Here is a 15,228-nt window from a genome sequence, read left to right as displayed (position 1 = left end):
TATAAGGCAGGCAGTCAGACCCGCTCGATGGCCAGCGCCAGCCCTTGGCCGACACCTACGCACATGGTGGCCAGGCCTTTTTTACCGCCGCTCTTTTCCAGCTGATGCAGGGCCGTCAGCACCAGGCGCGCACCACTCATGCCCAGTGGATGGCCCAGGGCAATGGCGCCGCCATTGGGGTTGACCTGTGGCGCATCGTCCGCCAGGCCCAGCTCGCGCAGCACCGCCAGGCCCTGGCTGGCGAAGGCTTCGTTGAGCTCGATCACGTCGAAATCGCTGACTGCCACGCCCAGGCGTTCGATCAACTTGCGCACCGCCGGCACCGGGCCAATGCCCATCACTCGCGGCGCCACTCCGGCGCTGGCCATGCCCAGCACCCGCGCACGCGGGGTCAGGCCGTGTTTCTTGACCGCCTCGGCCGACGCCAGGATCAGCGCCGCGGCGCCGTCGTTGACCCCGGAGGCGTTGCCGGCGGTGACGGTCTTGTCCGGGCCGTTGACCGGCTTGAGCTTGGCCAGGGTTTCCAGGGTGGTGTCGGCACGCGGATGTTCGTCCTGCTCCACCACTGTCTCGCCCTTCTTGTGGGCGATGCGCACCGGGACGATTTCCTCGGCGAAGTAGCCGGCGGCCTGGGCCGCGGCGGTGCGCTGCTGGCTGCGCAGGGCGAAGGCGTCCTGGTCGGCGCGGGACACCTGATAGTCGTCGGCCACGTTATCGGCGGTCTGCGGCATGGCGTCCACGCCGTACTGGGCCTTCATCAGCGGGTTGATGAAACGCCAGCCGATGGTGGTGTCTTCCAGCTTCATGTTGCGCGAGAAGGCGCTGTCGGCCTTGCCCATGACAAAGGGCGCGCGGGACATGGACTCGACACCGCCGGCAATCGCCAGCTCCATCTCGCCGCTGGCGATGGCGCGGAACGCGGTGCCGATAGCGTCCAGGCCCGAGGCGCAGAGACGGTTGAGGGTGACCCCGGGCACGCTGTCCGGCAGGCCCGCCAGCAGCAACGCCATGCGTGCCACGTTGCGGTTGTCCTCGCCGGCCTGGTTGGCGCAGCCGAGGAACACCTCGTCCAGCGCGCTCCAGTCCACGCCCGGGTTGCGCTCCATCAGCGCCTTGATCGGCACTGCCGCCAGGTCATCGGCACGGACGGCCGAGAGGCCGCCGCCAAAGCGGCCGATGGGGGTACGAATGGCATCGCAGATGAATACGTCACGCATCAGGCTTCTCCAGGAGCTTGGCCATGGGCCGCGGCGGTGCGCGCTTCCAGGTCACGCAGGGCAGTGAGTTCGACTTCGGTGGGTGCGGCCGTTTCGGCCACGTGCTCGGCGAAACGGATCGCCCAGCCGGTGGCGGCCACTACCTGCTCGCGGGTCACGCCCGGGTGCAGCGAGGTAACGATGAATTCGTGGGTGCCGGCTTCCGGCTCCATGATGCACAGGTCGGTGATGATCCCCACCGGACCGGCGCCGGGCAGGCCCAGGCGCTTGCGCGAGTCGCCACCCTCGCCGTGACCGACGGAGGTGATGAAGTCCAGCTTGTCGACGAAGGAGCGGGACGACTGCTTGAGGATGATCAGTACGCTTTTCGCCGAACCGGCGATTTCCGGGGCACCGCCGGCGCCCGGCAGGCGCACCTTGGGCCGGTGGTAATCACCGACCACGGTGGTGTTGATGTTGCCGAAACGGTCGACCTGGGCAGCCCCGAGGAAACCCACGTCGATGCGTCCGCCCTGCAGCCAGTAGCGGAAGATCTCGCCAGTAGGCACCACGGTGTCGGCGGTTTCCGCCAGCTCGCCGTCACCGATGGACAGCGGCAGCACGCTGGGCTTGGCGCCGATCGGGCCGGACTCGTAGATCAGTACCACGTCTGGCGACGAGGTCAGGCGCGCCAGGTTGGCGGCCTTGGAGGGCAGGCCGATGCCGACGAAGCACACCGAGCCGTTCTGCAGGCGACGGGCAGCGGCCACGGTCATCATTTCATTGGTGGAGTAGTTCATTACTTGGCCTCCGAAGCTGCGGCCAGCTTGGCCTGGAATTCGCTGAAGTCGGCACTGCCGCGGATGTATTCGTTGATCCAGGCGGTGAAGGTTTCACGGTCACGGGCGATCGGATCCCAGGCCTGGTAGAAGCGGTTGTCGCGCTCGGAGTAACCGTGGGCATAGGACGGATGGGCGCCGCCCGGCACATGGCAGACCGCGCTCAGGGCCCAGGTCGGCAGCACGCAGGCGTTCATCGGGGCGTTCAGGTCGTCGACGATTTCCTCGACGGTGACAATGCAGCGCTTGGCGGCCAGGGCGGCCTCTTTCTGCACCCCCAGGATCCCCCACAGCAGGACGTTGCCCTTGCGGTCGGCTTTCTGCGCGTGGATCACCGTGACATCGGGGCGTACCGAAGGCACCGCCGCCAGCACTTCACCGGTGAAGGGGCAGGTCACGGTCTTGATCAGCGGGTTGACCTTGGGCAGGTCGGAGCCGGCGTAGGCCCGCAGCACGGCGAACGGCAGGCCCGAGGCACCGGCGACATAGGCGTTGGCCAGGTCGGCGTGGCTGTGCTCTTCGATTTCCAGCGGCTGAGGCCACTGTTTTTCCACGGCATCGCGCAGGCGGTGCAGGGAGCCCACACCCGGGTTGCCGCCCCAGGAGAAAATCAGCTTGCGAGCGCAACCGGCACCGATCAACTGGTCGTAGATCAAGTCAGGGGTCATGCGCACCAGGGTCAGGTCTTTCTTGCCCTGGCGGATGATTTCATGACCTGCGGCCGTAGGAATCAGGTGGGTGAAGCCTTCGAGCGCGACGGTGTCGCCGTCGTTGACGAATTGCTTCACCGCGTCGTGCAGCGAAAGGATTTCAGCCATGGATGGGGTCTCCCGATTGTTATTCAGCGACTGGAGAAAAAGGCGCTCTGGGCGCGCCGCAGTGACTGAAGATTAAGCGGGAGCCAGACCCCAAACAATCCGATAATCGACTGAGTGTTCGATTATCGAACGCATTGTTGCGTGGCTATCGATTACCGCTCTCCCGTCCCGAAACAGCCTTGCGGGTCGGCTAGTGGCCGCCGCCGCAGGCTGCGATGGGGCTTGAAGAACCTTGCGCAGGACCTTGGAACAGCGGGCCCCTCCGGGCCCGCGGGCAGCCTGCGACAGCGCCTAGGGGGCGAGATGGCCTCAGGTGGCGTCGGCGTGGCTGACCATGCCCTTGATCACCACGGCGGTGGTGGCCAAGGCCGCCGGAATCACCAGGGCGGTCAGTACCTGTTCGAAGTTCCAGCCCAGGCCCAGCAGGGTCGCCCCCATCCAGGCGCCGAGGATGGCACCGAAACGGCCGATGCCGAGCATCCAGGACACCCCGGTGGCCCGCCCCTGGGTCGGATAGAAACGCGCCGCCAGGGACGGCATCGCCGATTGCGCGCCGTTGACGCACATGCCGGCGATCAGCACCAGGGTGGCGAGCAGGGTGATGTTGCCCAGGCTTTGCCCCACGGCGTAGGCAAAGACCCCGGCCAGCAGGTAGAAACAGCCGATCACCTTGTGCGGATTGAAACGGTCCATGGCCCAGCCCACGGCTACGGCGCTGAGCACCCCACCGAACTGGAACAGGGCGCCGATAAAGGCGGCCTGCTCCATGCTCGCCCCGCTGTCCCGCATCAGGGTCGGCAGCCAGCTGGTCAGCAGGTAGACAATCACCAGGCCCATGAAATAGGTCAGCCACAGCAGCAAGGTGCCCACGCTGTAAGTGCCGGAGAAGATCACCGCGAACACGTTGCGCGCCTTCACCGTCTTCTGCTCGGGCACGCTGAAACTGCCGGCCTCGCCGACGATGGCCGGGGCGATCGGCGCCAGGGTCTTGCGCACCCTGTCGGTGCCGCGATTGCGCACCACCAGGTAACGCGCCGACTCCGGTAACCAGACCACCAGCACCAGGGCCAGGATCAACGGCAGAATTCCGCCAATCAGCAGCAGGCTGTGCCAGCCGAAGGCCGGAATCAGCTTGGCGGAAATGAAGCCACCGCCGGCCATGCCCAGGTTGAAACCGCAGAACATGCTGGTTACCAGCAGCGATTTGTGGCGCTCGGGGGTGTATTCCGACAGCAGCGTGGTGGCGTTGGGCATGCCCGCCCCCAGCCCCAGGCCGGTGAGAAAGCGCAGGACCAGCAACTGATCGACATTGGTGCTATAGGCCGACGCCAGGCTGAAGGCGCCGAACAGCAGCACCGCCCCCACCAGCACCACCTTGCGCCCGAAACGGTCGGCCAGGGGTCCAGAGCCCAGGGCGCCGAAGACCATGCCGATCAGCGCGGCGCTCATCACCGGGCCGAGGCTGGCGCGGTCGATGCCCCAGTCCTGGGACAGCGCCGGGGCAATGAAGCCCATGGCCGCGGTGTCCAGGCCATCGAGGAAGACAATCAGAAAACACAGGATCACCACTCGCCACTGGTAACGGGACAAGGGTTGGGCATTGATGAAGGACTGCACATCAAGGCAGTTCCCTACAGCGGATTGAGGTTGGTTCATTGTTGTTATTTCCACACTAAAACGCAGGCGAGCAAAGGCCGCCAGGGGCTGATCAGGTCACGTAGAAAGGGTGGAGTAAATCAGGCGACTCGGGCGGGACGGCAGGAACGGTCACGGCAACGACGCAGGGAGAGCATGCTCATGAGTTGGCCTCTTCATTATTATTGGACGGGTCATCGGCGCAGACCGGCAATGCCGGCTGGCCGCCGATGACGCTGCCGCGACATTAATGAGCCAGGGGAAACAGCGTCAATTCGTCCGAGGCGGATCTGTGCGTTTATCGAACAGCTTAAGCAAACAGCTGGGCGCTCAGATCGCGGCTGGCGCTCAGCAGGCCGGGCAAAAAGCGCTGTTCCAACTCGGCGCGGCTGACCCGGCCGGCGTGGGTGCTGACGTTCAATGCCGCCAGCACCTGGCCCGAGGCGTCGTACACCGGCACGGCGATCGAGCGCAGCCCCTGCTCCAGCTCCTGGTCGACAATGCACCAGCCTTGCCGACGCACCTGTTGCAGGCATTCCAGCAGGGCTTCCGGTGTATGCAGGGTGCGACTGGTCTTGGCCTGCAGGTCGGCGTGCTCCAGGTACTCATGCAACGAAGAGTCGTCCAGGGCCGCCAGCAGGATGCGCCCCATGGACGTGCAATAGGCCGGCAGTCGCCCGCCGACCGACAGGTCCACGGAAATCAGGCGCTGGGTGGTGGCGGAACGGGCGATGTAGAGAATGTCATCGCCTTCCAGGGTGGCCATGTTGCAAGCCTCGTGGAGCTGCTCGCTCATGCGGTCCAGATAGGGCTGAGCGGAAACCGCCAGGGGCGTCGACGACAGGTAGGCATGGCCCAGGGTCAGCACCTTGGGCAGCAGCGAATAGGTGCGCCCATCGGTGGTGGCGTAGCCCAGCTTGATCAGGGTGTGCAGGCAACGACGCACCGCGGCCCGGGGAATTTCCGTGCGGTGGCTGATCTGGGCGATGGTCAGGTGGCGCTTGCGCTCCTGGAACGCCTGCACCACTGCCAGGCCACGAGCCAGGGAAGTCATGAAATCCGGGTCACCGGTCAACGCCTGAATCCTCTTCGCCGCCGAAGCCACGATCGGCGGCGCCACCGAGGTAAAGGAATTACGCATCTGATCGTTCATTTCAGGTTCCCTGCGACAAAATTCGGCCGTATTACAAGCCGTATTGGAGAGACAGCACAAGCTGCCACCGGCAACATTGGGCGATTATCGAACCGGCGACCGATAATCGCAATCCGCCGCGTTTGAGGCCGCCACCCTCTTCAGCACTCTTTTATTGCAAAAACTCATAGTAATAATCGCCAGCCGACGCTGGCGCTGCGCGCTGTTTTTTCCATTCGCCACTTGTATAAAGAGCAGCGACGCCCCATCTAGACTCCCATTGGTGGAGTACGAAAACAGGAAGCATCGTGTAGGAAGTGTTTCGAACTTCCGTGTCACAAAACACTCACAATAAAGTTGGCTATTTTAAACTTGTCGCCCATAGAGTTATTCTTCGCCGCGGCTATACTGCACGAGCGAGGAACACGGAGTGAGTCCCGCTCCCGCCTCGCCCAGGTGACGCCAGGCTGTAATCGATCACCTGCCGCAAGCGCTTGACCTCAAAGCAGATTCGGCCAATCCGCTTGCAACAAACAACACTGTTGCTACGACAGTTGTCTTCATCCGGTGACGTGGCCGCATGCAACAAAAGGCACGCTGGAACGGATCACGAATCGGCAGCCCCAAAAGCCCGATTCGGATTGTTATAGTCGCCCACAGGCAATGCGTTACGCCGGAATGGACCTTTACTCAATTAGGTAACACTGTGACGAAAGACGAACTGCGCGCAGAACTTGAGCGCCAGGAACAACGTTACAAGGAAGTTTACGGCGGCGAGATCACCCGCTATGCCGCCCAGCCCGAACCGGAACGCAAACCTTGGCGCAAACGCGCAACTATTCGCGATCAGGCTTTCACTCAAGAACTGCAAAAGATGGAAAAAGAGCTCAAGGCCGAACAGCCATAATCCTGGCGACCTGACTTCATAGGGCTTGCTCGCTGGTCCGCACGATGATCTCGGCGGCCTGGCAGACTATTGATGCTCGCCACCCCGGGCCCTTCGCCACCTTGTCCCATCCGGACGAGAATCGGCACCCGGCAGGCCCTTTCGCTGAAATTTCATACGATCGTTTTAACCTTTGCTTCACGCCGGTCGAGCCCGCACTCATGGCGCTCAAACCCAATAAACTCAATGGGTTGCCAGGCTCGACGAGAATCGACAAAAACTCTGCTCTGGGTCAGTTTTTTCGTTGAAGAATGTTACCGGTGAGCACCTTGTGCATTGATTACCAGGGTTTTCTGGCATAATCGCGCCCCCTTATGACCGGGTCAGAAAACCTTCATGATCGATTTATTCAGCGGACTGGATGCTTGGGTGCTTGTGAGCCTCTTGCTCGCCCTGGCTTTTGTCCTCGCCTACGAGTTCATCAACGGCTTTCATGACACCGCTAATGCGGTTGCCACTGTTATCTACACCAAAGCCATGCCGCCGCACCTGGCCGTATTCTTTTCCGGTGTATTCAATTTTCTCGGTGTGCTGCTGGGCGGGGTCGGCGTGGCCTATGCCATCGTCCACCTGCTGCCGGTGGAACTGCTGATCAATGTCAACACCGGCCACGGTCTGGCCATGGTCTTCTCGCTGCTGGCGGCGGCCATCGCCTGGAACCTGGGCACCTGGTATTTCGGCATCCCGGCCTCCAGCTCCCACACCCTGATCGGCTCGATCCTCGGTGTCGGCCTGGCCAATGCCCTGCTCAACGACATCCCGCTGGGAGATGGCGTGAACTGGCAGAAAGCGATCGATATCGGCGCTTCCCTGGTGTTCTCGCCGATGGCCGGCTTCCTGATTGCCGCGCTGGTGCTGATCGGCCTGAAATGGTGGCGGCCGATCTCCAAGATGCACAAGACCCCGGAACAGCGCCGCAAGGTCGATGACAAGAAGCACCCACCGTTCTGGAACCGTCTGGTGCTGGTGATCTCGGCCATGGCCGTGAGCTTCGTCCACGGTTCCAACGACGGTCAGAAAGGCATTGGCCTGATCATGCTGGTGCTGATCGGTATCGTCCCCGCGCAGTTCGTGCTGGACCTCAACAGCACCACCTACCAGATCGAGCGGACCCGCGACGCAACCCTGCACCTGAGCCAGTTCTATGAGCGCAACCACGACTCCCTGGGCGAATTCCTGGCCCTGGGCAAGAGCGTGAAAGACGACCTGCCGGGCAAGTTCCGCTGCAATCCGCAACAAACCGAGCCGACCATCAGCGCCCTGCTGAGCAGCCTCAAGGGTGTCGCCGATTACCACTCGCTGTCGCCGGAGAGCCGCATCGAGGTGCGTCGCTACCTGCTGTGCCTGGACGACACGGCGAAGAAAGTGGGCAAACTGCCGGACCTGGCAGCCCGTGAAAAGGCTGACCTGGACAAGCTGCGCAAGGACCTGACCGCCACCACCGAGTACGCGCCGTTCTGGGTAATCCTGGCGGTGGCCCTGGCACTGGGCCTGGGCACCATGATCGGCTGGAAGCGCGTGGTACTGACCATTGGCGAGAAGATCGGCAAACAGGGCATGACCTACGCTCAGGGCATGTCGGCACAGATCACCGCCGCGGGCCTGATCGGCCTGGCGAATATCTTCAGCCTGCCGGTGTCCACCACCCACGTACTCTCCTCCGGCGTGGCCGGGACCATGGTCGCCAACAAGAGCGGCCTGCAGAGCGGCACGGTGAAGACCATCCTGCTGGCCTGGGTACTGACCCTGCCGGCCACGGTGGCCCTGTCGGCCGGCCTGTTCTGGGCGGCGTCGAAGGTCCTGGGCACCTGATCCACCCGCCCGGGAATAAAAAAGGTGCGCCCCCAGGGACGCACCTTTTTTTATGCCGCACGCTTTTCTGCAGGCAAAAAAAAGGGCAACCGAAGTTGCCCAAAATGCCTTGCGTGCTCGTTGCTCTGGAGAGACTTAAGGTTTTTTACGCTTATTCGCGTCTTTCCAGATGAAGAATCCAAACCCTGCGAAAAACAGAACCATGAGGCCGACAGTCAGCACTCCGGCGATCACCACATTGTCGAAAAACATGACTGGCCTCCTGCTCTTGCCCTGTTGCGATGGGGCTAAGTTAACCAAAGAGGCGGCGGGGAAAATTGACCGGGGTCAATGTCGCCCATGAGTGGGCGCAAGGAAGGGGGAATAACTGACCTGTATCAACAAAAAAGCGCCCTGTTCAGCGCTTTTTCGGTTTATTTTTCGGTTTTTTCTTGGCTTTGCCCAGCGGCATGGCCTGCTCGAATGCCTGGCGCACTTCGTTCAGGCGCTTTTCATTGAGGTCATGCACGCGCTTGGCGCGCTCGGCGGTCAGGTCGATCAGTTTGTCGTCTTGATTCATGGCTTGGCTTGCATCACTCGAAGTCAATATCGACCGCGCGGTCTGGAACCCGGGACGGCCTTGGCGAATGTGCCAATAATGCGACGCGGCGCCGCACCTGACCAGTGATCAGACCAACGCGAATGCAATAAAGTCGCTGCCGGAGAGATTTTTTATCCGCACAATGGCCGCCCCCCCACCCATAGGAAAGCGGATGTGCAAACGCCCCAGCACCTGCCCCCCCTACTGGCCCTGCGCGCCTTCGAGGCCGTGGCCCGCCACCTGAGTTTCAGCAAGGCGGCCCGGGAGCTGTGTGTCAGCCAGAGCGCGATCAGCCATCAAGTGCACAAGCTCGAACAGCACCTGGGCCAGCCACTGTTTGTGCGGCGCACCCGCGCCATCGACCTGACCGCCGCTGGCGCCGCCTATTACCAGCAGATCCGGCCGGCCCTGGAGCAGATCGCCGCAGCCACCCGGGCACTGCTGGCCGCGGAGCCGCCGCGGGTGCTGCGCGTTGGCCTGCTGGCGTCCTTCGCCACCTTGTGGCTGGCCCCGCGCCTGGCGGACTTCAGCCGCCGCCACCCAGAGATCCAGCTGGAGCTGCAACCGGCAATCGACCTGGCGGATGTGGCCGGGGCCGAGGTCGACCTGGCCATTCGCTACGGCAAGGGCAACTGGCCCAAGGTCGAGGCCAGGCGCTTTCTCGCCGAACAGCTGTCGCCGGTGTGCAGCCCGGAGTTCAAGGCCCGCGCCCTGGCCAATGGCACCTTGCTGATGGCCCGCTCCCACCGGCCCTTTGAGTGGGACGACTGGAGCAGGCAGAACAGCATCGACCTCGGCTCCCACCCCAGCGTCATGCTCCACGACTACAACATCGTGGTGGAAGCGGCAGTGGCCGGCCAAGGCATCGCCATGGGCCGCCGTCAGCTGATCCGCCGCCACCTCGCCCAAGGTAGCCTGGTGGATGCCTTCGACCTGCCCTCCCTGCACAGCCCTCACATCGGCTACTGGCTGGTGACCGCCAAAGGCGCGGCCAATCCGTCGGCCGAGTGTTTTGCACACTGGTTAATGGAGCAGGGATTGTTGGAGCAGGGATTGTTGGAGCAAGGGTTGATGGAACAGGGCCGCGACACATGAGAAATTCAGATACGTCGGATTAGATCTATCCGTTTGTCGCCCCGAGAGCGAACACCGATGCTGCAAGCCTTTCATTCGAGGACTTGCCATGGGTGACTCTCTGCAACAACGCGTGCAACAACTGGGTCTTGAGCTGCCGCGTCCCGGCCAGCCGATCGCCAACTACGTCAATCATGTCAGCAGCCAGAACCTGCTGTTCATCTCCGGGCAGACGCCGTCGGCCGAGGAGCATCCGCAATTGCTTGGCCGGCTCGGTGACAACCTCAGCATCGAGCAAGGCACCCAGGCCGCGGAACTGGCGGCCCTGGCCCTGCTGGCGCAACTGGCGGCCGCCCTGGGTGACGACCTGTCACGGCTGCAACGCATCAGTCGGCTGGGGGTGTTCATCGCCGCCAGCGCCGACTTCAAGCAGCATGGCCAGGTCGCCAACGGGGCCTCCAACCTGCTGGTCAATGCCTTGGGCGACAAGGGCCGGCATGCCCGCACCTCGGTGGGCGTCGCCAGCCTGCCCGCCGGTGTCGCGGTGGAGGTCGACGGGATTTTCGAGCTCAAGCCGTGAAGACCCTGGACCTGGAGCAGATCTCCCGGTTGCGGGCCGCCACGCCGGGGTGTGCCCGGGTCTGCCATTTCAATCATGCCGGGGCTTCATTGCCCAGCCAGGGCACCCTGGACGCCATGCTGGAGCAACTGCAACGCGAAGCGCACAACGGGCCGATGGAAGCCGCCCGCCATGGCGCGCAGTGGCAGGAACAAGCGCGACAAGCCGCGGCCCGTGTGCTCAATACCAGCCCGCAAGCGATCGCCTTTGCCAGCAGTGGCTCGGCGGCCTGGAGCATGGCTTTCCACGCCCTGCCCGCCTGGCAACCGGGAGACCGGATCCTCGTGGGGCGCCAGGAATGGGCCGGCAACCTGGCCTGCATGGCCCCGGCCGTGGCGGCCGGCGCGCGGTTGGAGGTGATTCCCTGCGACAGCCAGGGCGCGGTTTCAGTCGAGGCGCTGCAATCCATGCTCGACACCCGGGTGCGGCTGATCGCCCTGACCTGGCTGCCGGCCAACGGCGGGCTGATCAACCCGGCAGCTGCCATCGGCCAGCTGGCGCGCCAGTGGCGCATCCCCTATTTCATCGACGCCGCCCAGGCTGTGGGCCAGTTGCGGTGTGACGTGCAGGCGCTGGGCTGCGATGTGCTCAAGGCCGCCGGACGCAAATACCTGCGCGGCCCTCGGGGCACGGCCCTGCTCTATGTACGGCCAGGCTTCCTCGAACAGCTCAGCCCGCTGCCACGGGACGTCTTGTCGGCCCCCTGGGACGGCCAGGGCTTCGCCCTGCGCAACGATGCCCGACGCTTTGAAACCAGTGAAGTGTCGCTGGTGCTGCTGGCCGGTCTGGCCAATGCCCTGCAGGAGCTGGAGCGCATCGGCATCGATGCCATCGCCCAGCGGATCCGCATGCTGAGCGAACGCGTACGCCGGGGGCTGGAGCGTTTGCCCGGCGTGCAACTCCGGGACCTGGGCCAACCGGGGCAGCAATCGGCCTTGATCGCCTTCACCCTCGAAGGCTGGGACGGGCAGACGCTGAAGGAAGAACTGGCGCGCCGCGACATCAACATTGGCGCCAATGGCATGCACTACACACCGCTGGACATGCAGGCCCGGGGCCTCGGGGACATTGCCCGGATCGCGGTGAGTTATTTCAATACAGAAGAGGAAATCGAGCGCCTGTTGCAGGCCCTCGCGGAACTGGCGCGCGCCCATCGGCCCTAGACTTCGACATCCACCCACAGGCCCTGGCGCGGGGCGTCGTCAATCAGCGGCACCACCGGCACGGTGTTGTCGGCATTCAACTCGTCGCCGGGCACGGCCAGGTGCTGCTCGGGATCATCATCGGCCTCACGCTTGCGCCGCTGTTTTTCCTGCTGGCGCTGCTGCTCTTCGCGCAGCAGCAGGGCCGACTGCTCGGGATCGCGCTTTTGCAGATCGATGGTGCTTTCATTGGAGCTTTGCTGCACCGGCACCACCGGCGGGATGTCCGGACGCTGGCGGACCGGATCCTGCTGGGATGTGATGGGCACGGCACTCAAGGGGAGCATCGGTGGCAGCATGTTATGGGTCTCCTGTCAGCAGGCTGTCGGCTGCGGCATGGGCGACTTGAGCCATCGGTCGCAAAACTGTGACCCAGTCGTCAGCCGATAGTGCCCTGCCAACCGACGAATGCACGCCGTACGCTACCTTTTAATCCAGGGGTTTTTATCAGAGTTCTTTGGACTGGAAGCATCGTTCCGTTAAGATAGTCGGCTTTTTCAAAGCGGGAGTCAGGCAGCATGGCGCAGCAGTATCAACCGGGGCAACGCTGGATTAGTGACAGCGAAGCCGAGCTGGGTTTAGGCACCGTTCTGGCACAGGACGGTCGCTTGCTGACCGTGCTCTATCCGGCCACTGGCGACACCCGCCAGTATGCGCTACGGAATGCGCCCCTCACTCGCGTGAGGTTCTCTCCGGGTGACAGCATCACCCATTTCGAAGGCTGGAAAATGACCGTTCAGGAAGTCGACGACGTCGATGGCCTGCTGGTCTACCACGGTCTCAACGGGCAGAACGAAGCCGTCACCCTGCCGGAAACCCAACTGTCGAACTTCATCCAGTTCCGTCTGGCCAGCGACCGTCTGTTCGCCGGGCAGATCGACCCGCTGGCCTGGTTCTCCCTGCGCTACCACACCCTGGAACACACCAGCCGCCAGCTGCAATCCTCGCTCTGGGGCCTGGGTGGCGTGCGTGCCCAACCCATCGCTCACCAGTTGCACATCGCCCGTGAAGTGGCCGACCGCATCGCGCCGCGGGTCCTGCTGGCAGACGAAGTGGGCCTGGGCAAGACCATCGAAGCCGGCCTGGTGATCCATCGCCAGCTGCTCTCGGGCCGTGCCAGCCGGGTGCTGATCCTGGTTCCGGAAAACCTCCAGCACCAGTGGCTGGTGGAAATGCGCCGCCGTTTCAACCTGCAAGTGGCGCTGTTCGATGAAGAGCGCTTTATCGAAAGCGACGCCAGCAACCCGTTCGAGGACACCCAACTGGCCCTGGTGGCCCTGGAGTGGCTGGTGGACGACGAGAAGGCCCAGGACGCGCTGTTCGCCGCCGGTTGGGACCTGATGGTGGTGGACGAAGCCCACCACCTGGTGTGGCACGAAGACCAGATCAGCCCGGAATACGCCCTGGTTGAACAACTGGCCGAAACCATCCCCGGCGTGCTGCTACTGACCGCGACCCCGGAGCAACTGGGCCAGGACAGCCACTTTGCCCGTTTGCGCCTGCTAGACCCGAACCGTTTCCACGACCTTGCGGCCTTCCGTGCCGAGAGCGAGAACTACCGCCCGGTGGCCGAAGCCGTGCAAGAGCTGCTGGACAAGGGCCGCCTGTCCGCCGAAGCGCACCAGACCATCCACGGCTTCCTCGGCAACGAAGGCGAAGCCCTGCTGGCCGCGGTCAACGACGGCGACAGCGAAGCCAGTGCACGCCTGGTGCGCGAACTGCTGGACCGCCACGGCACCGGCCGCGTGCTGTTCCGCAACACCCGCGCCGCGGTGCAGGGGTTCCCGGAGCGCAAGCTGCATGCCTACCCGCTGCCATGCCCGGACGAATACCTGGAACTGCCCCTGGGCGAACACGCCGAGCTGTACCCGGAAGTCAGCTTCCAGGCGCAGCCCGAGGCCGGCGACGAAGAACAGCGCTGGTGGAAATTCGACCCGCGGGTCGAGTGGCTGATCGACCAGCTGAAGATGCTCAAGCGCACCAAGGTCCTGGTGATCTGCGCCCACGCTGAAACCGCCATGGACCTGGAAGACGCCCTGCGCGTGCGTTCCGGCATCCCGGCCACGGTGTTCCATGAAGGCATGAACATCCTCGAGCGCGACCGCGCGGCGGCCTACTTCGCCGACGAAGAGTTCGGCGCCCAAGTGCTGATCTGCTCGGAAATCGGCAGTGAAGGCCGCAACTTCCAGTTCGCCCACCACCTGGTGCTGTTCGATCTGCCGTCGCACCCGGACCTGCTGGAGCAGCGGATCGGCCGCCTGGACCGGATCGGCCAGAAACACGTGATCGAACTGCACGTGCCGTACCTGGAAACCAGCCCGCAAGAGCGGCTGTTCCAGTGGTACCACGAAGCCCTGAACGCCTTCCTCAACACCTGCCCGACCGGCAACGCCCTGCAGCATCAGTTCGGCCCACGCCTGCTACCGCTGCTGGAAAACGCCGACGATGGCGAGTGGCAAGCGCTGATCGACGAAGCCCGCAGCGAACGCGAACGCCTGGAAGCCGAGCTGCACACCGGCCGCGACCGCCTGCTGGAGCTCAACTCCGGCGGTGCCGGCGAAGGCGAAGCGCTGGTGGAGGCGATTCTTGAACAGGACGACCAGTTCGCCCTGCCGATCTACATGGAAACCCTGTTCGACGCCTTCGGTATCGACAGCGAAGACCACTCGGAAAACGCCCTGATCCTCAAGCCCAGCGAGAAGATGCTCGACGCCAGCTTCCCCCTGGGCGACGACGAAGGCGTGACCATCACTTACGACCGCAACCAGGCGCTGTCCCGCGAGGACATGCAATTCATCACCTGGGAACACCCGATGGTGCAAGGCGGCATGGACCTGGTGCTGTCCGGCTCCATGGGCAACACCGCCGTGGCGCTGATCAAGAACAAGGCGCTCAAACCCGGCACCGTGCTGCTTGAGCTGCTGTACGTCAGTGAAGTGGTCGCTCCACGCTCGTTGCAACTGGGTCGCTACCTGCCGCCGGCCGCCCTGCGCTGCCTGCTGGATGCCAACGGCAACGACCTGTCGCCACGGGTGGCTTTCGAAACCCTCAACGACCAGTTGGAAAGCGTGCCCAAGGCTAGCGCCAACAAGTTCATCCAGGCCCAGCGCGACCAGCTGGCGCCGAAGATCAACGCCGGTGAGGCCAAGGTCGCGCCACGCCACGCCGAGCGTGTGGCTGAAGCGAAACGTCGCCTGGCAGCCGATACCGATGAAGAACTGGCGCGCCTGACCGCCTTGCAAGCGGTCAACCCGACGGTGCGTGACAGCGAGCTGGTCGCCCTGCGCAAGCAACGGGAACAGGGCCTGGCGATGCTGGATAAAGCCGCCCTGCGCCTGGAAGCGATCCGGGTGCTGGTGGCGGGCTGATTGCCTG

14 protein-coding genes are annotated in these 15,228 nt (G+C 63.8%); 6 read left to right on the top strand and 8 right to left on the bottom strand.

The genetic code is table 11. The annotated features are described in order from the left end of the window. Nucleotides 1-14: 14 nt before the first annotated feature. From pcaF to pcaR, 5 genes are all read right to left on the bottom strand, one after another. Nucleotides 15-1,220 carry a 3-oxoadipyl-CoA thiolase gene (gene pcaF / locus POS17_RS06685; RefSeq protein WP_173655930.1) on the bottom strand — a complete coding sequence of 402 codons (1,206 nt, stop codon included), beginning with the start codon at nt 1,218-1,220 and terminating at the stop codon, nt 15-17. After that, entirely contained in the window at nt 1,217-1,996 is a 780-nt protein-coding gene (locus POS17_RS06680; protein ID WP_060837876.1) for a CoA-transferase subunit beta, read from the bottom strand. Before POS17_RS06680 ends, pcaF begins: the two co-directional genes overlap by 4 nt. Continuing rightward, nucleotides 1,996-2,853: a CoA transferase subunit A gene (locus tag POS17_RS06675; RefSeq protein WP_060837875.1), complete on the bottom strand. Its 858-nt coding sequence runs from the start codon at nt 2,851-2,853 to the stop codon at nt 1,996-1,998. The genes POS17_RS06680 and POS17_RS06675 overlap by 1 nt, the downstream gene beginning before the upstream one ends. A 309-nt stretch (nt 2,854-3,162) precedes the next feature. Next, nucleotides 3,163-4,509, bottom strand: a complete 1,347-nt coding sequence (locus POS17_RS06670) for an MFS transporter (RefSeq protein WP_060837874.1) — start codon at nt 4,507-4,509, stop codon at nt 3,163-3,165. A gap of 289 nt (nt 4,510-4,798) precedes the next feature. Continuing rightward, nucleotides 4,799-5,641, bottom strand: a complete 843-nt coding sequence (gene pcaR / locus POS17_RS06665; RefSeq protein WP_060837873.1) for a pca regulon transcriptional regulator PcaR — start codon at nt 5,639-5,641, stop codon at nt 4,799-4,801. A gap of 685 nt (nt 5,642-6,326) precedes the next feature. On the opposite strand from pcaR, the gene POS17_RS06660 reads away from it, so the two are divergent. Further along, a complete protein-coding gene (locus tag POS17_RS06660; protein ID WP_016962562.1) occupies nt 6,327-6,527 on the top strand; it encodes a hypothetical protein in 201 nt (66 codons plus the stop codon). Nucleotides 6,528-6,902: 375 nt separating this feature from the next. Next, nucleotides 6,903-8,378: an inorganic phosphate transporter gene (locus POS17_RS06655; RefSeq protein ID WP_060837872.1), complete on the top strand. Its 1,476-nt coding sequence runs from the start codon at nt 6,903-6,905 to the stop codon at nt 8,376-8,378. A 135-nt stretch (nt 8,379-8,513) separates the two neighbouring features. Here the strand turns inward: POS17_RS06655 and ccoM are convergent, their stop codons facing one another. Together ccoM and POS17_RS32130 are read right to left on the bottom strand one after the other, a co-directional pair. Beyond that, a complete protein-coding gene (gene ccoM, locus POS17_RS32485; RefSeq protein WP_015634423.1) occupies nt 8,514-8,630 on the bottom strand; it encodes a cytochrome c oxidase subunit CcoM in 117 nt (38 codons plus the stop codon). Nucleotides 8,631-8,775: 145 nt separating this feature from the next. After that, the gene (locus POS17_RS32130) at nt 8,776-8,937 is read right to left on the bottom strand and encodes a hypothetical protein (RefSeq protein WP_092320233.1); all 162 of its coding nucleotides are present in this window, start codon (nt 8,935-8,937) and stop codon (nt 8,776-8,778) included. 195 nt (nt 8,938-9,132) lie between these two features. Here POS17_RS32130 and POS17_RS06650 point away from each other — a divergent pair, with 195 nt between their 5' ends. From POS17_RS06650 to POS17_RS06640, 3 genes are all read left to right on the top strand, one after another. Next, nucleotides 9,133-10,053, top strand: coding sequence for a LysR substrate-binding domain-containing protein (locus POS17_RS06650; protein WP_060837871.1), 921 nt, complete (start codon nt 9,133-9,135; stop codon nt 10,051-10,053). An 88-nt stretch (nt 10,054-10,141) separates the two neighbouring features. Further along, nucleotides 10,142-10,612: a RidA family protein gene (locus POS17_RS06645; protein ID WP_060837870.1), complete on the top strand. Its 471-nt coding sequence runs from the start codon at nt 10,142-10,144 to the stop codon at nt 10,610-10,612. Between the two features lie 5 nt (nt 10,613-10,617). Next, nucleotides 10,618-11,814, top strand: coding sequence for an aminotransferase class V-fold PLP-dependent enzyme (locus POS17_RS06640; RefSeq protein ID WP_060841884.1), 1,197 nt, complete (start codon nt 10,618-10,620; stop codon nt 11,812-11,814). On the opposite strand, the gene POS17_RS06635 is transcribed toward POS17_RS06640, so the two are convergent. After that, nucleotides 11,811-12,152, bottom strand: a complete 342-nt coding sequence (locus tag POS17_RS06635) for a hypothetical protein (protein ID WP_060837869.1) — start codon at nt 12,150-12,152, stop codon at nt 11,811-11,813. The genes POS17_RS06640 and POS17_RS06635 overlap by 4 nt on opposite strands. A gap of 219 nt (nt 12,153-12,371) precedes the next feature. Between POS17_RS06635 and rapA the strand changes: the two genes are divergently transcribed. Beyond that, a complete protein-coding gene (gene rapA / locus POS17_RS06630) occupies nt 12,372-15,221 on the top strand; it encodes an RNA polymerase-associated protein RapA (RefSeq protein ID WP_060837868.1) in 2,850 nt (949 codons plus the stop codon). Nucleotides 15,222-15,228: the final 7 nt, after the last annotated feature.

It is taken from the genome of Pseudomonas sp. Os17, assembly GCF_001547895.1.
In the GTDB taxonomy this organism is placed as follows: domain Bacteria; phylum Pseudomonadota; class Gammaproteobacteria; order Pseudomonadales; family Pseudomonadaceae; genus Aquipseudomonas.
This window is presented reverse-complemented; position numbering and strand designations above follow the sequence as displayed.